We start from the raw sequence: 15,612 nt of genomic DNA on the forward strand, positions 1-15,612 counted from the left end.
AGCGAGGATGCTTGTCTGAAGGACATCTTAACGGGATGACTGATATTCCAGGCGTTCCTCGCCTCGACGGGCGACCCTGGGCGCGGCTCCCCGCAGCGCCGAGAGGCCGGATTCTTTCATCTTCGTGATGAGGTTTCGAGCCATGAAACGATCGAACCGACTCGTCTCCCGACCTTCCCGACCGCTGGGTTTCACGCTGATCGAGCTGCTGGTGGTGATCGCGATCATCGCCGTCTTGATCGCGCTTCTGCTCCCGGCGGTCCAGGCGGCGCGCGAGGCCGCGCGTCGGGCGCAGTGCACGAACAACCTGAAGCAGTTGGCGCTGGCGTCGGCGAATTACATGGACGTGAACACGACGACGCCCTTGCACATGTTCCGGCGGTCGAGCGAGTGGGACGGCCCGGCCAACGGCTCGTCGGGGAACCGCTCGTGGTACTGCGTGATCCTGCCGTTCGTCGAACAGATGCCGATGTACAATTCGATCAACTTCGGCTACACGAACGGCTGGACGGAGATGGAGACGCGGCAGGGGCCGAACATCACGTCGAGCCTCGCATCGGTCTCGGCGTTCCTCTGCCCGTCCGACGGCGAGCGCAACACCTATCTGGGGGTGAACTGGGGGAACTTCAATTACGTGGCGAGCTGCGGCGTGCCGCGGAACTACCTGATGCCCGGCGCGCCGTCGACCAACGCCGCCTCGCCGCCGGCGTCGACCGGCTTCATCTCGTCGTCCCGGATGAATGAGAACGGGCCGTGGAGCGCCAAGTGGCGGGCGAACACCAACCGGAGCTTCAGCGCCGGCTCGTTCACCGACGGCTTCTCGAACACGCTGGCGTTCAGCGAGTCGCTCGTGAGCAACGGCACCGGGACGAACCGCGACCCGCGCCGGAACCTCCGGTCGCTCGACTCGGACTACATGGACAACTACGACGCCTACATCGACATCGTCGTCCGCGAAGGGCTGGCGACGGCCTACAACTGGCCGGCGTGGACCGAGGAGCGGGGCATGACCTGGTCGTTCGCCGACGGCTGGCAGAAGCACACGTTCTCCACCGTCTTCCCCCCCAATGTCTCCCCCGTCGTCTGCTACTACTCCGACACGTTTCGCTGCCACGAGTGCGACGGCGCCATGAACCCGACCAGCAACCACCCCGGGGGCGTCGTCGCGGCGATGATGGACGGCTCCGTCCGGTTCATCAAGAATTCGATCAGCCTGCCCACCTGGTGGGCCCTCGGCACCCGCAACGGCGGCGAGGTCGTCAGCGCCGACTCGTACTGATCCGGCCTTTCTCCGAAGGAACTCGAATCGCCCGCGATCGCGCCCGATTCTCGACGAGGCGGCGGTCGCGGGCGCCCCCCTCTGCCCCAACGAGCTTCAAGCCATGCGCACTCCCTCCCTCCTCGCGCCGGCGGCCCTGGCGATGATCGTTTCGCTCTTCCTCGCGGGTTGCGGCGACGACGATTCCCACCTCAAGGAGCTGTCCCGGTACACGCCTGAGAATCTTTCGCAGGAGCTACTGGTCCGTTACAAGGCCGCGCTCCGCAAGCCCCCGGTGAACGCCAAGGCCAAGGCGAACGCCAAGGCCGGCCGAGACCCCGACGACGGCGACAAGGAGTCGGCCGCCGCCGCCAAGTACGGCGAGGAGTTCGCCGCGCGCGACGCCGACGGCGGCGTGAAGGGGATGTCGACCGAGGAGTTGGCGCAGAACATCGCCAAGAAGGCCAGGCTCATCGAAGACGCCGCGCCCCAGGACGTCCTCGCGAAGCTCGTCGCCGCCATCGACGCCGACTCCGAAATCCCCCCCAACGCCAAGGAGGAGCTCAAGGCCGCCCTCAAAGCCGCCCTGGGCGCGTGACCCCCCGAAGCGCGGCGTCTCCGCCAACCGCTTCTGGACGATCGGCCCTGAGCTGGGCCAAGGTCGGAAGGCGGACTTTCCAAAGCGTCCCCCCGCGCGGGGGACGAGCAGGGACGCCATCCTTCGAATGCGACTTCCCCCTCATCCGGCCCCGCGGCCTCCCTTCCCCCGCGACGGAGGAAGGGGGCCGGGTGGGAGGACTCTCAGAGGCCTTCGACTTCCCAGCCGCCGCGGTACTTCTTGCGGACCAGGGCGGAGGCCTCGGGGGAGTTCGTGACCTTGAGGCTCGGGGCGTCCCATTCGAGGGTCGTGTGGGGGAACCGGGTGGCGAGGCAGCCCAGGAGGACCATCTCGGTCAGGGGGCCGGAGTAGGCGAAGGGGGCCGAGGTCCGGCCCTCGCCGCGGCAGGCGTCGAGGAACTGGACGTAGTGGTCGGCGCCGGCCGCCTCGGGGAGCTTGACGTCCTTGAACTTGTCGGCGGGGAAGAGCACCGGCGAGTCGATGTAGGGGGAGTAGAGGACCCCTTCGGAGCCGACGTAGAGCGAGCCCTGGTCCGCCAGCCCGCGGCCGCCCAGCAGCGCCTTGACCTCGTCGGAGGGCCGATTGGCGCCGTTGTACCAGTGGAGGGAGAGTTCCTCGGCGGTGTGCGGCGTGGCGGGGAAGATGTAGTGGACGCGGTTGTCGAGGCCCCAGCTGTCGGCGCCGGGGGCGTCGCCGTCGGAGCGGACGGACTTCGGCGCGGTGAGGGCGAGCGACTCGTACACCGGGTCCAGGATGTGGCAGCCCATGTCGCCGAACGTGCCGGTCCCGAAATCGAGCCGCTTCCGCCAGTTGCCGGGGTGGTAGTAGCCTTCGAGGAACGGCCGTTCGGCGGCCACGCCCAGCCAGCCGTCCCAGCTCAGCCCGGCCGGGACCGGGTCCTGGCGGTCGGGCCGGGGGTTGCGGTCGCCCCAGTCCTTGCCGCTCCAGCTGTGGACCTCCTTCACCTTGCCGATCAGGCCCGCCTGGATGGTCGCGACGACCTGGCGATGGACCGGGTGCGAGTGGATCTGGATGCCCATCTGGGTGACGAGCTTCTTGTCTCGGGCCGCGGCCTCGGTGAGCCGACGGGCCTCATAGATCGTCTGCGTGAGCGGCTTCTGGCCGTAGACGTGCAGCCCGCGCTGCATGGCGCTCATGGCGATCGGGGCGTGCATGTGGTCGGGGGTGGAGACGTTGACCGAGTCGAGGCCCTTCTCCTTGTCGAGCAGCTCGCGCCAGTCCTGGTAGATCTTCACGTCCGGGAAGAGGCTCTTGATCTCGCCGGTGCGGGCGAGGTCGACGTCGGCCACGGCCACCAGCTTGAAGTGGGGGCTGGCCGCCAGGCTGCGGACGTCGGCGAGCGCCATGCCGGACGCGCCGAAGCTGGCGTGGCGGAGGGTCTCGCTGGGGGCGGCGAACGCGTGCTTCCGGAAGACGCCGGGGGCGGCGAAGGCGGCGGCCCCGGCGGCGAGGCCCTTCAGGGCGGAACGGCGACTGATCTGGGGGGTGGGCATCGACACGGCTCCGTGCTTTGAAACGGGAAGGCGGGATGGCGCCATCCTAAAGGCCGCCGGACGCCGACGCAACTCGGCAGGGATTTCTTATGCACCCGGCCCCGCCCCCCGAGAATCCCCGAGGGGCGGGGCCGGTATGGGGGCCGGTCAATAGGCGTCGGAGCTGACGACCTCGCCGCCGGCGCGGGTCCCCAGGGCCCACCAGACGCTCATGGCCACCGAGTTCTTGATGAACTTCACGCTGCCGTCGCCCATGCAGGCGTTGACGCCGCCCGAATGGAAGCTGGAAGCGTTGACGTAGTCCGCGTGTCGGGCCTGGGGGCAGCAATTATTCCGGCAGGCCCCCCACTTGACCGTCCCGCCGCCGTTGGGCGGCACGACGGTGTTGAACATCGTGTAGCCCATGGCCCCGGTCGACCACCGGAAGCCTGCGCCCTGGGTGCCCCCGCCGTCGCTCTGGTACTTGGTCGTGCAGAGCAGGATGTCGTTCATGACGGCGGGGACCCCCGCCGTGCCGACGTCGGTGAGGTAGACGGCCGTGAGGTTGCCCGCCCCGCCGGTCCCCTTGCCCGGTCGCTTCGAGTAATTGCCGTCGCTGTCGTCCGCGATGCATTCGGAGAAGGCGATGGTGTTGGAGGTGCCGTCGGTGACGTCGCCGACCCCGTAGGACCGCTGATACGCGAACAGGCCCGAGCTGATCTGCGCGTTCGCGGCGTTGGGGGTCGCCTCGGGATAGCCGATCGTCGACGTCCCCATGCTGGCCGCGTAGCTGTTGTTGGCCCCGTAGGACTCGCCCGTCGATTGCTTGCCCGCGTTCCCGTCCGAGGGGCAGAGGAACACCGTGACCTTCGTGTACGTCGCGGTCGAGTTGACCAGGAAGCCGTAGTTGTTCGCCCATTCCGGCGCGAAGCTGAAATTGCAGGCCGAGTAGATCGGGGAGCCCTCGATGTAGCCCAGGAGCAGGGCCTGGGCGCTCCAGTTGTTCCAGAGCTCCATGGTGGTGGCCGTCGTCGTGTAGGGGTTCCGGCTCGCCCCCAGCGGGAACGAGTTGTGGGTCGAGTGGTAGTTGTGCAGGCCCAGGCCCAGCTGCTTCAGGTTGTTGAGGCACTGGGCGCGGCGGGCCGCCTCGCGTGCCGACTGGACGGCGGGCAGCAGCAGCGCGATCAAGACGGCGATGATGGCGATGACCACCAGCAGCTCGATCAACGTGAAACCTCGCTTCGCGGCAATCCTCACGGGAACCTCCCTGGGAAACGGACGGAAGACGGACGGGGATGATCGACGAGATCGGCTCGGTCGCGAAACGACGCTCCGGCGAACCCGCGACGGGACGCCCTCGGGAGCGCCGGGCTCACTTCTTCTTGGCCTCCCTCTGCGACTTCATGAAGTTCTCCATCTGGTCGTTCGACTTCTTGAGGACGGGCGGGACGCCGGCGTCGTCGCCGCCGGTCGCGGAATCGCCGCCGTCCCCGCACCCCGGGACCGCCGCGACGAGCAGTCCGAGGACCGCCAGGAGGCAACAGGTTCGTCCCAGGATCTGCCGCAACCCATGACGCATGAGTGTTTGCTCCGCTGGATCGATGAGCTTGGGAGGACCACCGTCGTTCCCTGCAATGGGCCGGGACGACGAGCCGGACGCCGTGAACAGGCCGACTCGGGATCGGTGGAGTCTGCACGTGAATGATCGATTCATAGACGAGCGGAATCGAGATATCCAGCTTTAACCACCGAGACGGCGAAAATTAAAACCACCTCGGTTCGGGCCCTCCCGGCCCGCCGCGGAGCGGAGCGATTCGATGCGCCCGCCCGGGACGATCCGAAGGCCGGGCGCCGGGTTTCGGGTGGCGATGGGGCGCCGGAGCGGCGACGATGGAAATCGGCCGACCGCGGGGGTCGGCGCCGCGAAACTCCCCTCCAGAGATTCGAGCGATGAGCCCCACGCGCCGCCTGGTCCTGGCGTCCTTCCTGCTCCTCACCGCCTGGCGGCCCCCGGCCGAGGCCGCCGCGCCGCCGGAGCCTCGGCCGCCGGTCCCGACCGCGCGGCAGCTCCGCTGGCAAGGGCTGGAGACCTACGCCTTCCTCCACTTCGGCCCGAACACGTTCACCGACAAGGAATGGGGATACGGCGACGAATCCCCCGCGCTCTTCAACCCCACCGACTTCGACGCCGACGCGATCGTCGCCGACCTCAAAACGGGCGGCATGCGGGGCCTGGTCGTCACGGCCAAGCACCACGACGGCTTCTGCCTCTGGCCCAGCAAGTTCACCGAGCATTCGGTCAAGAACAGCCCGTGGCGCGACGGCAAGGGGGACGTCGTCCGCGAGCTTTCCGACGCCTGCAAGCGCCAGGGGCTCCGGTTCGGCGTCTACCTCTCCCCCTGGGACCGCAACCATCAAGATTACGGCAAGCCCGAATACGTGGCCTACTACCGCGATCAGCTCCGCGAGCTGCTCACGGAGTACGGGCCGATCTTCGAGGTCTGGTTCGACGGGGCCAACGGCGGCGACGGCTATTACGGCGGCGCGCGGACGACGCGCAAGATCGACGCCCTCACCTATTACGAGTGGGACAGGACGATCGCCCTGGTCCGCGAGCTTCAGCCCGACGCCTGCATCTTCAGCGACCTCGGCCCGGACGTGCGCTGGGTGGGCAATGAATCGGGCGTGGCCGGCGACACCTGCTGGTCGACGTTCGACCCCGCGGGCTTCGCCGTCGGCAAGACGCCGGGCGAGATCCTCAACGTCGGGATGCGCGACGGCCCCGTCTGGCTCCCCGCCGAGGTCGACGTCTCGATCCGTCCCGGCTGGTTCTACCACGCGGCCGAGGACCAGGCGGTGAAGTCGGTCGACCGCCTGGACAGGCTGTACTTCGACTCGGTCGGCCGCGGCTGCAACCTGATCCTGAACATCCCCCCCGACCGCCGAGGCCGGATCCACGAGGCCGACGCCCGCGCGATCAAGGACTGGCGGCGGCGGCTCGACGACGTCTTCGCCCGCGACCTGGCCCGGGGCGCGACCGCGACCGCCGACCAGACCCGCGGCGACGATCCCGCGTTCGCCCCCGGCCGGGCCGTCGACGGCGACCCCGACACCTACTGGTCGACCGACGACGGCGCGACGACCGCCGCGCTGACGCTCGACCTCGGCGGGGCGACCCCCTTCGACGTGATCCGCGTCCGCGAGCATCTCCCGCTCGGCCAGCGGGTCGACCGGATCGCCGTCGACGCCTGGGACGGGACCGCCTGGAAGCAGCTCGCCACCGCCACCAGCATCGGGTCACAGCGGCTGATCCGGCTCACCGAGCCGACCACCGCCCGCCGCGTCCGCCTCCGCGTCCTCGAAGCCGCCGCCTGCCCGGCCATCTCCGAGTTCGCCCTCTTCAACAGCCGGGCCGACAGCCATTGAGGACCTGAGATGACCACCTCGACTTCATATTCATCCGAGGCCCTCGTCGCCGCCGTACTGGTCGGGACCTGGCTCTGCGTCGTGCTCGCGGCCGGCCTCGTCTTCCATCTGAAGGGAGACGGCCCGTTCCGGCGGAAGTGGCTGGAGCCGTCCCAGGTCCTGGCCTTCATCCTGTCGGTGGCCGTACCGGCGGCGTTCATGAAGTTCTGGGGCTCGTCCCACCACTTGCCGCTCTGGGTCACCATGACGCCGATGTTCGTCATCGCGCTCCTCGCCTTCCGGCTCGCTCGGGATCCGGCGGGGAGGACGACGAAGTTTTGCGATCGCTGCGGCGTGAAGCTGTCGGCGCGCCACTGGCCGACGCCCCTCAACTTCTGCCCCGGCTGCGGCTCCGCGCTCGACGCCAAGCCGAAGCCCGCCCGCGAGCCTCTGGATTGAGGGGCCGACGTCGTCGCCCTCTCCGGCCGGCGGAACGTGGATCGGGTCAAGCTCGCATCGAGCCGCCGGCGTCTTCAATCCGGGTTTGCGGCGTCGTAGAGTGGTGGTCGATGGGTCGGGGCGGAGTCGCGCCCGGCGTCGAAGAGGATTCAACCGCGCGTTGATGCGAGGAGAGGGCTGCGCAATGCTTCGAATGAGGAAACTCCGGGCGGCGGCGGGGCTGGCCGCGGCGCTGGCGGCGTTCGGGACGGCCCGGGCGGACGTCAAGCTGCCGTCGATCTTCAGCGACCACATGGTCCTCCAGCGCCAGCTTCCGCTGAACGTCTGGGGATGGGCCGAGCCGGGCGAGGAGGTCACGGTCAAGTTCCACGGCCAGACCAAGACGACCAAGGGGGGCGACGACGGGACGTGGAAGGTCGTCCTGGATCCGGTCGAGGCCGGCGGACCGTTCGAACTGGCCGTCTCGGGCAAGAACTCGATCACCTACGGCGACGTGCTCGTCGGCGAGGTCTGGATCTGCTCGGGCCAGTCGAACATGCAGTGGTCGCTGAATAACTCGATCGACGGCGACCTCGCGATCCTCGCGGCCAAGAACCCGAACATCCGGATCATCTCGGTGCCGCAGGTCGGCACGCAGGAGCCGCAGAAGGACTTCCGGGGGGAGTGGAAGGTCGCCTCGCCCGAGACCGTCGGCCCGTTCTCCGGGGTCGGCTACTTCTTCGGCAAGCAGCTCCAGGAGACGCTGGGGGTCCCCGTCGGCCTGATCAACGACGCCTGGGGCGGCTCGGCCTGCGAGGCCTGGATCCCCCGCGATCGACTCGCCGCCGACGCCAAGTACAAGGACCTGCTCGCCTCCTGGGAAGAGCGCGAGAAGGGCTATGAGGCCGCCAAGAAGGCCTACGAGGACGCCAGGGCCAAGGCGAAGGCCGAGGACAAGCCCGGCCCCGGCCCGAATCAGGACCCTGACGGCCTGATGAAGGGGAACGCCCGCCCCGGCAACATCTACAACGGCGTCCTCCTCCCCACCGTCGGCTACGGGATCAAGGGGGCCATCTGGTATCAGGGCGAGTCCAACGCCGGCCGCGCCTATCAGTATCGCGACATGTTCCCGCTCATGATCCAGACCTGGCGCGACCTCTGGGGCCAGGGCGACTTTTCGTTCTACTGGGTCCAGCTCGCCGACTTCATGGGCGAGAAGCCCGAGCCCGCCGACAGCGCCTGGGCCGAGCTGCGCGAGGCCCAGACCATGACGATGGGCCGCCTGCCCAACACCGGCGAGGCCGTCATCATCGACATCGGCGAGGGGAAGGACATCCACCCGCAGAACAAGTCGGACGTCGGCAAGCGGCTGGCCCGCTGGGCGCTGGCGCGCGACTACGGCGTGAAGGTGCCTTGCCAGAGCCCGACCTACAAGTCGATGGAGAAGAAGGACGGCAAGATCGTCCTGACCTTCGACCACGTCGCCGGCGGCTTCCGCCCCTTCGACGTCGCCGAGCCTCGCGGCTTCGCGATCGCCGGGGCCGACCGGAAGTTCGTCTGGGCGCAGGCCAAGATCGTCGGCCCGGACAAGGTCGAGGTCTGGTCCGATCAGGTCTCCCAGCCCGAGGCCGTGCGCTACGCCTGGGCCGACAACCCGGTCTGCAACATGTACAGCGCCGCCGGCCTCCCCACCACCCCGTTCCGCACCGACGATTGGCCGGGCGTCACGGCGAACAACACCCGCTGAGATTCGCGTCCGTCCCGGAATGAGGCCGACGGCCCGAACGACGTCCTTCCCCGCTCACCGAACGGGCAAGGCCGGCGCGATGGCCGTCGGCGTTCCGGTTCATCCGCGACGAGGGGGCTACGGCCCCTTCGCATCCGGCCTTCGGCCCGTGAGGTCAGCGAGGGCCGGCGAAATCGTCGGCGATGATCAGGCTGCCGAGGCAGCAGGCGACGGTGCCGAGGCCGGGCCAGGTGCCGTCGCCGGCCAGTCGGACGCCGGCGACGCCGACGTCCTGCGGGACCGCGTTCTGGTTGGCGTTGGCCAGGCTCAGTTTCGCCCCTCCCACGGCCCCTCGGGGCCTTCGGGTGTAGCGCTCGTAGGTCGCCGGCGTGGCGAACTCGCGGACCAGGGCGTTCCGTCCCAGGTCGGGATAGACCCGACGGGCCAGGCCGATCAGCCGCTCCCCCGCCTCCTGCTTTCGCGCGGCGTAGACGTCCGGCGAGAGTCCTTCCCAGGGGCCCAGCTCGCAGTGCGTCGACATCACGACCGTCCGGCAGCCCGCCGGAGCGGCGCCGAGGTCCCCCTCGCCGGAGACGGATATGAACATATTATTTCCGTCGCCCAGCGGCTCGTCGTAATCCTCCAAAACCAGGTGGTGCTGGAACGGCTGGCCGGCGACCTCGGATTCCGGGACGCCGAGATAGACGACGACCGCCCCCCCCGCCGCGTCGTCGTCGCGCTCGCGATAGGGGGCGAGGGCCGCCGCGAGTCCGGGAGGGCCGATCCGGGACGCGGTGGCGATCGGGACGGCCAGGACCAACCGCGCCGCCTCGACCGTCTCCTTGCGGGTGACGACGCGGAAGGCCCCTTCTCGGCCCTCGACGCGCTCGACCGCCCGGCCCACCCGCAGTTCGCCCCCCAGCTCGCGATAGCGGCCCGCGAGGGCCTGCCAGAAGCCGCGCATCCCCCCCTTCGCCCGGCTCTGCCCGGCCCCCCAGATCGTCACCCCGAGCGCGGCGTTGACCAGCGGGGCGTCGGCCACCGTGCTGTGCACGGCGTTCTCGACGAGCATCCCGAGGATCGCGACCAGCGGCCGGTCGTCCGCCAGTCCCGCCCGCTTGAGGGCGTCGGCCAGCGTCCAGTTCAGATAGCGAGCCAGGCCGAGGTTCCTCAATCCGAGCGCCCGCACGGCCTGGATCGCGTCGCCGACGCCCTGGATCGGCAGCTTGACGCCGCGACGGCTCGCTCGCCAGAAGGCCGCCGCCAGGTGGTCGAGGAGCGCCCAGAATTCGCGGTGGGCCGGCGAGTCGCCGAAGGCGCGGGCGCGCTCGACCGCCCAGGCCGCCGGGTCGCGGTCGAGCGTCACCACGCGGTCGGGCATCCAGGCGACGTAACCTTGCAACTCCTCGCGCTCCAGCGGGGGCGAGCCGATCTCCTCCAGCAGCGCCCCCCCGACCCCGCCCGGCCCGAAGTCCACGAGCGTCGTGGCGCCCACGTCGAACGAGAATCCTCGACGCCGGAAGAACCCCGCGCATCCCCCCGGCTGGCCGTGGGCCTCCAGCACGATCGTCGAGAGTCCTCGCCGTTGCAGCCGCGCCGCCGTCGCCACGCCGGCGATCCCCCCGCCGACGATCGCCACGTCATACATGCTTCCCGCTCCATCAGACCGACCCGGCCGCATCGCCCGGAGACTCCCCTCGCGACGGTTTGCGAACCGCGACTCATTCTAGGGAGGGGGCGAGGGGCCGGCCGCCGGACTGATGATTTCCCTCGCGGGGCGCTGTAGGATCGCGCCGGTCTCGATGACGAGATGAGTGATCCAGGGGGGTCTGCGGCGGCGACGGATTCGACGCGACGGCCCCCGACGGGAGTCCGAATCATGTCCTGGCGAAGCGTGCTTGCGACGGCGGTTGTCCTGGCGACTTGCACCCCCTCCTACGCCGAGGAGGCGTTCTTCCCGCTCATGGCGTGGAACCACGCGCCGAACGATCCGGCGGTGCTGAAGCGGATGCGCGAGTGCGGCCTCACCGTGGCGGGGTTCGTCGAGCCGGCGGCGCTCGACGCGTGCCGCGACGCGGGCCTCAAGGCGATCGTCAGCGACGCACGCACGGCCGGCTACGACTGGGCGAAGGTCGACCCGGCCGTCGCGAGGCCTCGTGTCGAGTCGCTGATCCGGGAGGTGAAGGACCACCCGGCGGTCTTCGGCTACCTGCTCCGCGACGAGCCCTCGGCGGCCGTCTTCCCGGGCCTCGCCGTCGTGGCCGACGCGATCCGCGAGCTTCATCCCGGCGCCTGGCCGTATATCAACCTGCTCCCCAACTACGCGGATCCGGGGCAGCTCGGGACGCCGGATTACGAGTCGCACCTCAAGGCGTTCGTCGAGACGTGCCATCCGCCGATCCTGAGCTACGACCACTACGCCCTGTTCGACGGCGGCGGGCTCCGTCCCAGCTACTTCGCCAACCTGGAGTCGATGCGACGCGCCGGGCTGGAGCACCAGATCCCGTTCTGGAACATCATCCTGACCACGTCCCATTTCAACTACCGCGAGTCGACGTCCGCCGACATCCGGTTCCAGGTCTACACCTCGCTGGCCTACGGCGCTCGGGGGATCGCCTACTTTACCTACTTCAGCCCCGCCATCGGCAACTTCCGCATGGGACCGATCGACCAGTTCGGCAACGAGACGCCGACCTGGGCCAAGCTCCAGAACGTCAACCTCCAGGTCGCCCGCCTGGCCCCGACGCTCCTGAAGCTGCGGTCCGACGCCGTGTACCACTTCGGCGAGGTCCCGACCGGCGGCCAGGCCCCCGGCGAACAATCCCTAGTCGAGTCGATCGAGGGCCCGATGCTCGTCGGCGAGTTCACCCACGAGGACGGCTCTCGCTACGTCATGATCGTCGACAAGAGCTTCACCGAGTCCGTCGCGTGCCGGCCGAAGTTCCGCACCCCGCCGTCGAAGATCGAGCAGGTCTCCCCCTACTCCGGCGCCCTCCAATCCTACGACGGCGAAAACATCTGGCTCGCGCCGGGCCAGGGCGTCTTGCTCCGACTGACCCCCTGAGCGTCTAGCAACCTCTCGGCTCGTCTCGGCTCATACGTACTTGCTTTGATGACTCGCCTTTGCCGAGCGGCCTTGGGTGCCACGGGTTCGGGAACGAACCCGTGTCCAACCGAAGCCTTGCGGCACGGGTTCGGGGACGAACCCGTGGCACCCAAGGGTCGGTGATCGAGGCGATTTGTTCTCAGTCCGCCTCGCGGCGTTCCTGCCGGGTGGACTCGCCGAGATGCCGCCTGGGGTTGCCGCACATCCAGCATGAGCAGGGCTTGCGGTCGACCACGCCATGATCGGGCGAACCGACGATGCGACGGCCTCCGTCCCTTCCCTTTCAGGCGTCGTCGGCTTCGGGGAGGGGCTCGCTCTCGTCTTCCTTGAGAATCTCTTCGGTGTAGTGGGAGCCCTCGATCATGACTTCGGCCTCGTGGCTGGAGCGGTGGCCGAGGGGGCCGGGGAAGAAGCTGTAGAGGACGGGCATCAGGTAGCGGGTGAGGAAGAGGGTCGTGAGCATACCGCCGACGACGACGATCGCCAGCGGCTTCTGGGCCTGCGAGCCGATCGAGTGGGCCATCGCCGCCGGCAGGAGCCCGAGGGCCGCGGTGAGCGAGGTCATGACGACCGGCCGGACTCGCAGCTCGGCCCCGTGCATGATCGCGCGACGGACCGGCAGGCCGGCCCCCCGCATCTGGTTGAAGTAGGAGATCAGGAGCACGCCGTCCTGCACGGCCACGCCGAAGATGGAGATGAAGCCCACGGCCGCCGAGATCGAGAACGGCGTCGACGTGAGCTTCAGCGCCCAGATCCCCCCCATGGTCGCCGCGACGACGTTGGCCATCACCAGCAGGGCGTCCTTTACCGAGTTGAAGGCCATGTAGAGGAGGATCATGATCAGGCCGATGGCCAGGGGCACGATCCACATCAGGCGGGCGTTGGCCTGCTGCATCTGGTCGAACTCGCCCGACCAGACGAGCGAGTAGCCGCGCGGGAGGTCGGCGCCGGCGGTGGGGTGCTGGACCTTGCGCTGGGCCTCGGCGACGGCCGAGGCCAGGTCGCGGCCCCGGACGCTGAACTTGATGGGGATGTACCGGCGGTTGTTCTCGCGGTAGATGTACGACGCGCCGGGCTTGTGCGCGTGGATCGCGGCGAGCTGGGCCAACGGGACGCGATAGCTCGTCGCCTCGCCGCGGCCGGGGACGTCGATCATGATCCGGCTGATGACGTCCGGGTCGTCGCGGAGCGAGGGGGGGAGCCGGAGGATGATGTCGTAGAGCTTCTCCCCCTCGACCATCCGCGAGAAGGCCCGCCCGCCGATGGCGACCTGCACGGCCTTCTCGACCTCCGAGATGTTGATGCCGTGGCGGGCGCAGGCGATCCGATCGATCTGGATCTCCAGGTTGGGCTGGCCGACGATGTGGAACAGGCCCACGTCCTCGATCCCCGGGACGCTGTTCAGGACGTTGACGACCCGCTGCCCGGCCTCTTCCAGGGTGTGCATGTCGTTGCCGAAGAGCTTGACCGAGTTCGAGCCCTTGACGCCGGAGAGGGCCTCCTCGACGTTGTCGCGGATGAGCTGCGAGAAGTTGAAATTGACGCCCGGGAACGTCCGGAACCGCACCGCCATCTCGTCTTCGAGCTTCTCGCGCGTCATCCCCGGCCGCCATTGCTCCATCGGCTTGAGGGGGACGTTGAACTCGACGTTGAAGTACGAGGTGACGTCGGTGCCGTCGTCGGGCCGGCCGACGTGCGACATCACGCCCCGCACTTCCGGGGTCTCGGCGATCACGGCCCGGAGCTTCGGCGCCATCTGCGCCGCGGTCTCCAGCGAAACGGTCCGGGGGAGGATGGCGCGGATCCAGAGGTTCCCCTCCTCGAGCTGGGGCATGAACTCGCCCCCCAGCGTGGGGATCATCATCGCCGTGCCGACCATCATCCCGCCCATTACGACCATCGTCAGGATCCGGTGGTTCAGCACCCGGTCCAGGTTGTGCAGGTATCGCTTCTTCATCAGGCGGTCGACCAGCGTGTCCTCCTCCGACTCCTTGTTCTTGAAGCAGAACGAGCAGAGCACGGGGGCGAGGGTCAGGGCCAGCATGAGAGCGCCGAGGATGGCGAACGCGTAGGTGTTCGCCATCGGGCCGAAGAGCGCCCCTTCCGGGCCGGACATGGCGAAGAGCGGGATGAACGCGCAGACGATGATGGTCGTCGAGAAAAAGAGCGCGTGCTCGATCTCATTGGAGGCGTCGATGATCCGGTCGATCAGGGGTCGCGAGCGGTCGGCCCCGTGGGCCGTCAGATGGCGGTAGATGTTCTCGACGATGATGACTGAGCTGTCCACGATGATCCCGAAGTCGACCGCCCCGATCGAGAGCAGGTTGGCCGACTCGTGGCGGTAGTACAGCACGGTGATCGAGAACAGCAAGGCCAGCGGGATCATGATCGCCACGATCGCCGCGCTGGCGAGGTCGCCCAGGAAGATGAAGAGGACCGCCACGACCAGGATCATGCCGACCACCAGGTTGTGCAGCACGTTGTGGGTCGTGACGTGGACCAGGTCGGTCCGCTGGTTGAAGACCCGGACCTTCATCCCTTCCGGGAGGATCTTCTCCTGCTCAAGCTCCTCGAACTTCCGGCGCACGGCCTCGGCCGTCGGCAGCGCCTGCTCGCCCTTGCGCATCAGGACGATGCCCTCGACGACGTCGTCCTCCTCCCCTCGGCCGACGACCCCCAGGCGGGGCCGCGAGCCGACTACGCTCGTCGCCACCTGCCGCAGGTAGACCGGCTCGCCGTTGCGCGAGGTGACGACCACCCGGTTCAGGTCCTCCAGCTTCTCGATCTCGATCTCGAAGGAGCGATGGGCGTTCTCGGGATCGAGCGGGTCGACCCCCTTGCCCAGCAGGCCGACCGCCCGCACGTTGTGCGCCTGGCTCCCCAGCATCAGGACGTCGCCGCCGACGTTGGCGTTCGAGCCGTTGATCGCGTCCTCGACTTGCTCCATCGACACCTCGTACTGCCGCAGCAGCCGAGGGTCGACGAGGATCTGATACTGCTTCACCGTGCCGCCGAAGCCCGTGACGTCGATCACCCCCGGCACGGTCTTCAGCGTCCGCTCCAGCACCCAGTCCTGGACCGCCTTCAGCTGGTTGAGCGTGTAGCGGTCCCCCTCCAGGACGTAGCGGACGATCTCGCCGGTCGGGCTCCAGGGGGAGAGCGCGGGCGTCACGCCGTCGGGGAGGGAGCCGACGAACGACAGCCGGTTGATCACCTCCTGGCGGGCCGCCCAGTAGTCGGTCCCGTACTCGAAGATGCACTTGATGTCGTTCAGGCCCGCCAGCGACGTGCTCCGCAGGTACTTCAGCCCCTTCATCCCGTTGAGCGCCGTCTCCAGCGGGATGCCCACCAGCCGCTCCATCTCCTCGGGGCTGGCGCCGGGGTTCTGTGTGATGATCTCGACCAGCGGGGGCGTCGGATCGGGATACGCCTCGACGTCCAGATTGAGCGCCGCGTGGATCCCCGCCGCAATCAGGGCCGCCACCCCCAGCAGCACGATCAGGCGGTTGTGGAGGCTCCAGGAGATGATCGCGCGTACCATCGAATCACCTTCCGCACGGGACGCGA

11 protein-coding genes are annotated in these 15,612 nt (G+C 68.7%); 6 read left to right on the plus strand and 5 right to left on the minus strand.

What is annotated here, in order from left to right:
• Positions 1–142 precede the first annotated feature (142 nt).
• Together VT85_RS22530 and VT85_RS22535 are read left to right on the plus strand one after the other, a co-directional pair.
• Entirely contained in the window at positions 143–1,279 is a 1,137-nt protein-coding gene (locus tag VT85_RS22530) for a DUF1559 domain-containing protein (RefSeq protein WP_068420220.1), read from the plus strand.
• 103 nt (positions 1,280–1,382) lie between these two features.
• Positions 1,383–1,856 carry a hypothetical protein gene (locus VT85_RS22535; protein ID WP_068420222.1) on the plus strand — a complete coding sequence of 158 codons (474 nt, stop codon included), beginning with the start codon at positions 1,383–1,385 and terminating at the stop codon, positions 1,854–1,856.
• A 203-nt stretch (positions 1,857–2,059) separates the two neighbouring features.
• Here VT85_RS22535 and VT85_RS22540 read toward each other — a convergent pair whose 3' ends face one another.
• The 3 genes from VT85_RS22540 to VT85_RS22550 all read right to left on the minus strand — a co-directional run bounded on the left by VT85_RS22540 (position 2,060) and on the right by VT85_RS22550 (position 4,949).
• Complete coding sequence (locus VT85_RS22540) at positions 2,060–3,391, minus strand: Gfo/Idh/MocA family protein (RefSeq protein WP_068420224.1); 1,332 nt, start codon at positions 3,389–3,391, stop codon at positions 2,060–2,062.
• A 147-nt stretch (positions 3,392–3,538) separates the two neighbouring features.
• A complete protein-coding gene (locus VT85_RS22545; RefSeq protein WP_068420226.1) occupies positions 3,539–4,627 on the minus strand; it encodes a DUF1559 domain-containing protein in 1,089 nt (362 codons plus the stop codon).
• A 115-nt stretch (positions 4,628–4,742) separates the two neighbouring features.
• A complete protein-coding gene (locus VT85_RS22550; protein WP_156513035.1) occupies positions 4,743–4,949 on the minus strand; it encodes a hypothetical protein in 207 nt (68 codons plus the stop codon).
• 371 nt (positions 4,950–5,320) lie between these two features.
• Here VT85_RS22550 and VT85_RS22555 point away from each other — a divergent pair, with 371 nt between their 5' ends.
• The 3 genes from VT85_RS22555 (at position 5,321) to VT85_RS22565 (ending at position 8,960) form a co-directional block, all read left to right on the plus strand.
• Positions 5,321–6,796: an alpha-L-fucosidase gene (locus VT85_RS22555; RefSeq protein WP_068420230.1), complete on the plus strand. Its 1,476-nt coding sequence runs from the start codon at positions 5,321–5,323 to the stop codon at positions 6,794–6,796.
• 9 nt (positions 6,797–6,805) lie between these two features.
• Positions 6,806–7,234, plus strand: a complete 429-nt coding sequence (locus tag VT85_RS22560; RefSeq protein WP_068420232.1) for a zinc ribbon domain-containing protein — start codon at positions 6,806–6,808, stop codon at positions 7,232–7,234.
• A gap of 184 nt (positions 7,235–7,418) precedes the next feature.
• Entirely contained in the window at positions 7,419–8,960 is a 1,542-nt protein-coding gene (locus tag VT85_RS22565) for a sialate O-acetylesterase (RefSeq protein WP_068420234.1), read from the plus strand.
• Between the two features lie 154 nt (positions 8,961–9,114).
• Here VT85_RS22565 and VT85_RS22570 read toward each other — a convergent pair whose 3' ends face one another.
• Positions 9,115–10,587, minus strand: a complete 1,473-nt coding sequence (locus tag VT85_RS22570) for a phytoene desaturase family protein (protein WP_068420236.1) — start codon at positions 10,585–10,587, stop codon at positions 9,115–9,117.
• A 231-nt stretch (positions 10,588–10,818) separates the two neighbouring features.
• On the opposite strand from VT85_RS22570, the gene VT85_RS22575 reads away from it, so the two are divergent.
• Positions 10,819–12,003, plus strand: a complete 1,185-nt coding sequence (locus tag VT85_RS22575) for a hypothetical protein (RefSeq protein ID WP_068420238.1) — start codon at positions 10,819–10,821, stop codon at positions 12,001–12,003.
• 325 nt (positions 12,004–12,328) lie between these two features.
• Here the strand turns inward: VT85_RS22575 and VT85_RS22580 are convergent, their stop codons facing one another.
• Complete coding sequence (locus tag VT85_RS22580) at positions 12,329–15,586, minus strand: efflux RND transporter permease subunit (RefSeq protein ID WP_068420240.1); 3,258 nt, start codon at positions 15,584–15,586, stop codon at positions 12,329–12,331.
• Positions 15,587–15,612 lie beyond the last annotated feature (26 nt).

The sequence above is a fragment of the Planctomyces sp. SH-PL62 genome, assembly GCF_001610895.1.
Classification (GTDB): domain Bacteria; phylum Planctomycetota; class Planctomycetia; order Isosphaerales; family Isosphaeraceae; genus Paludisphaera.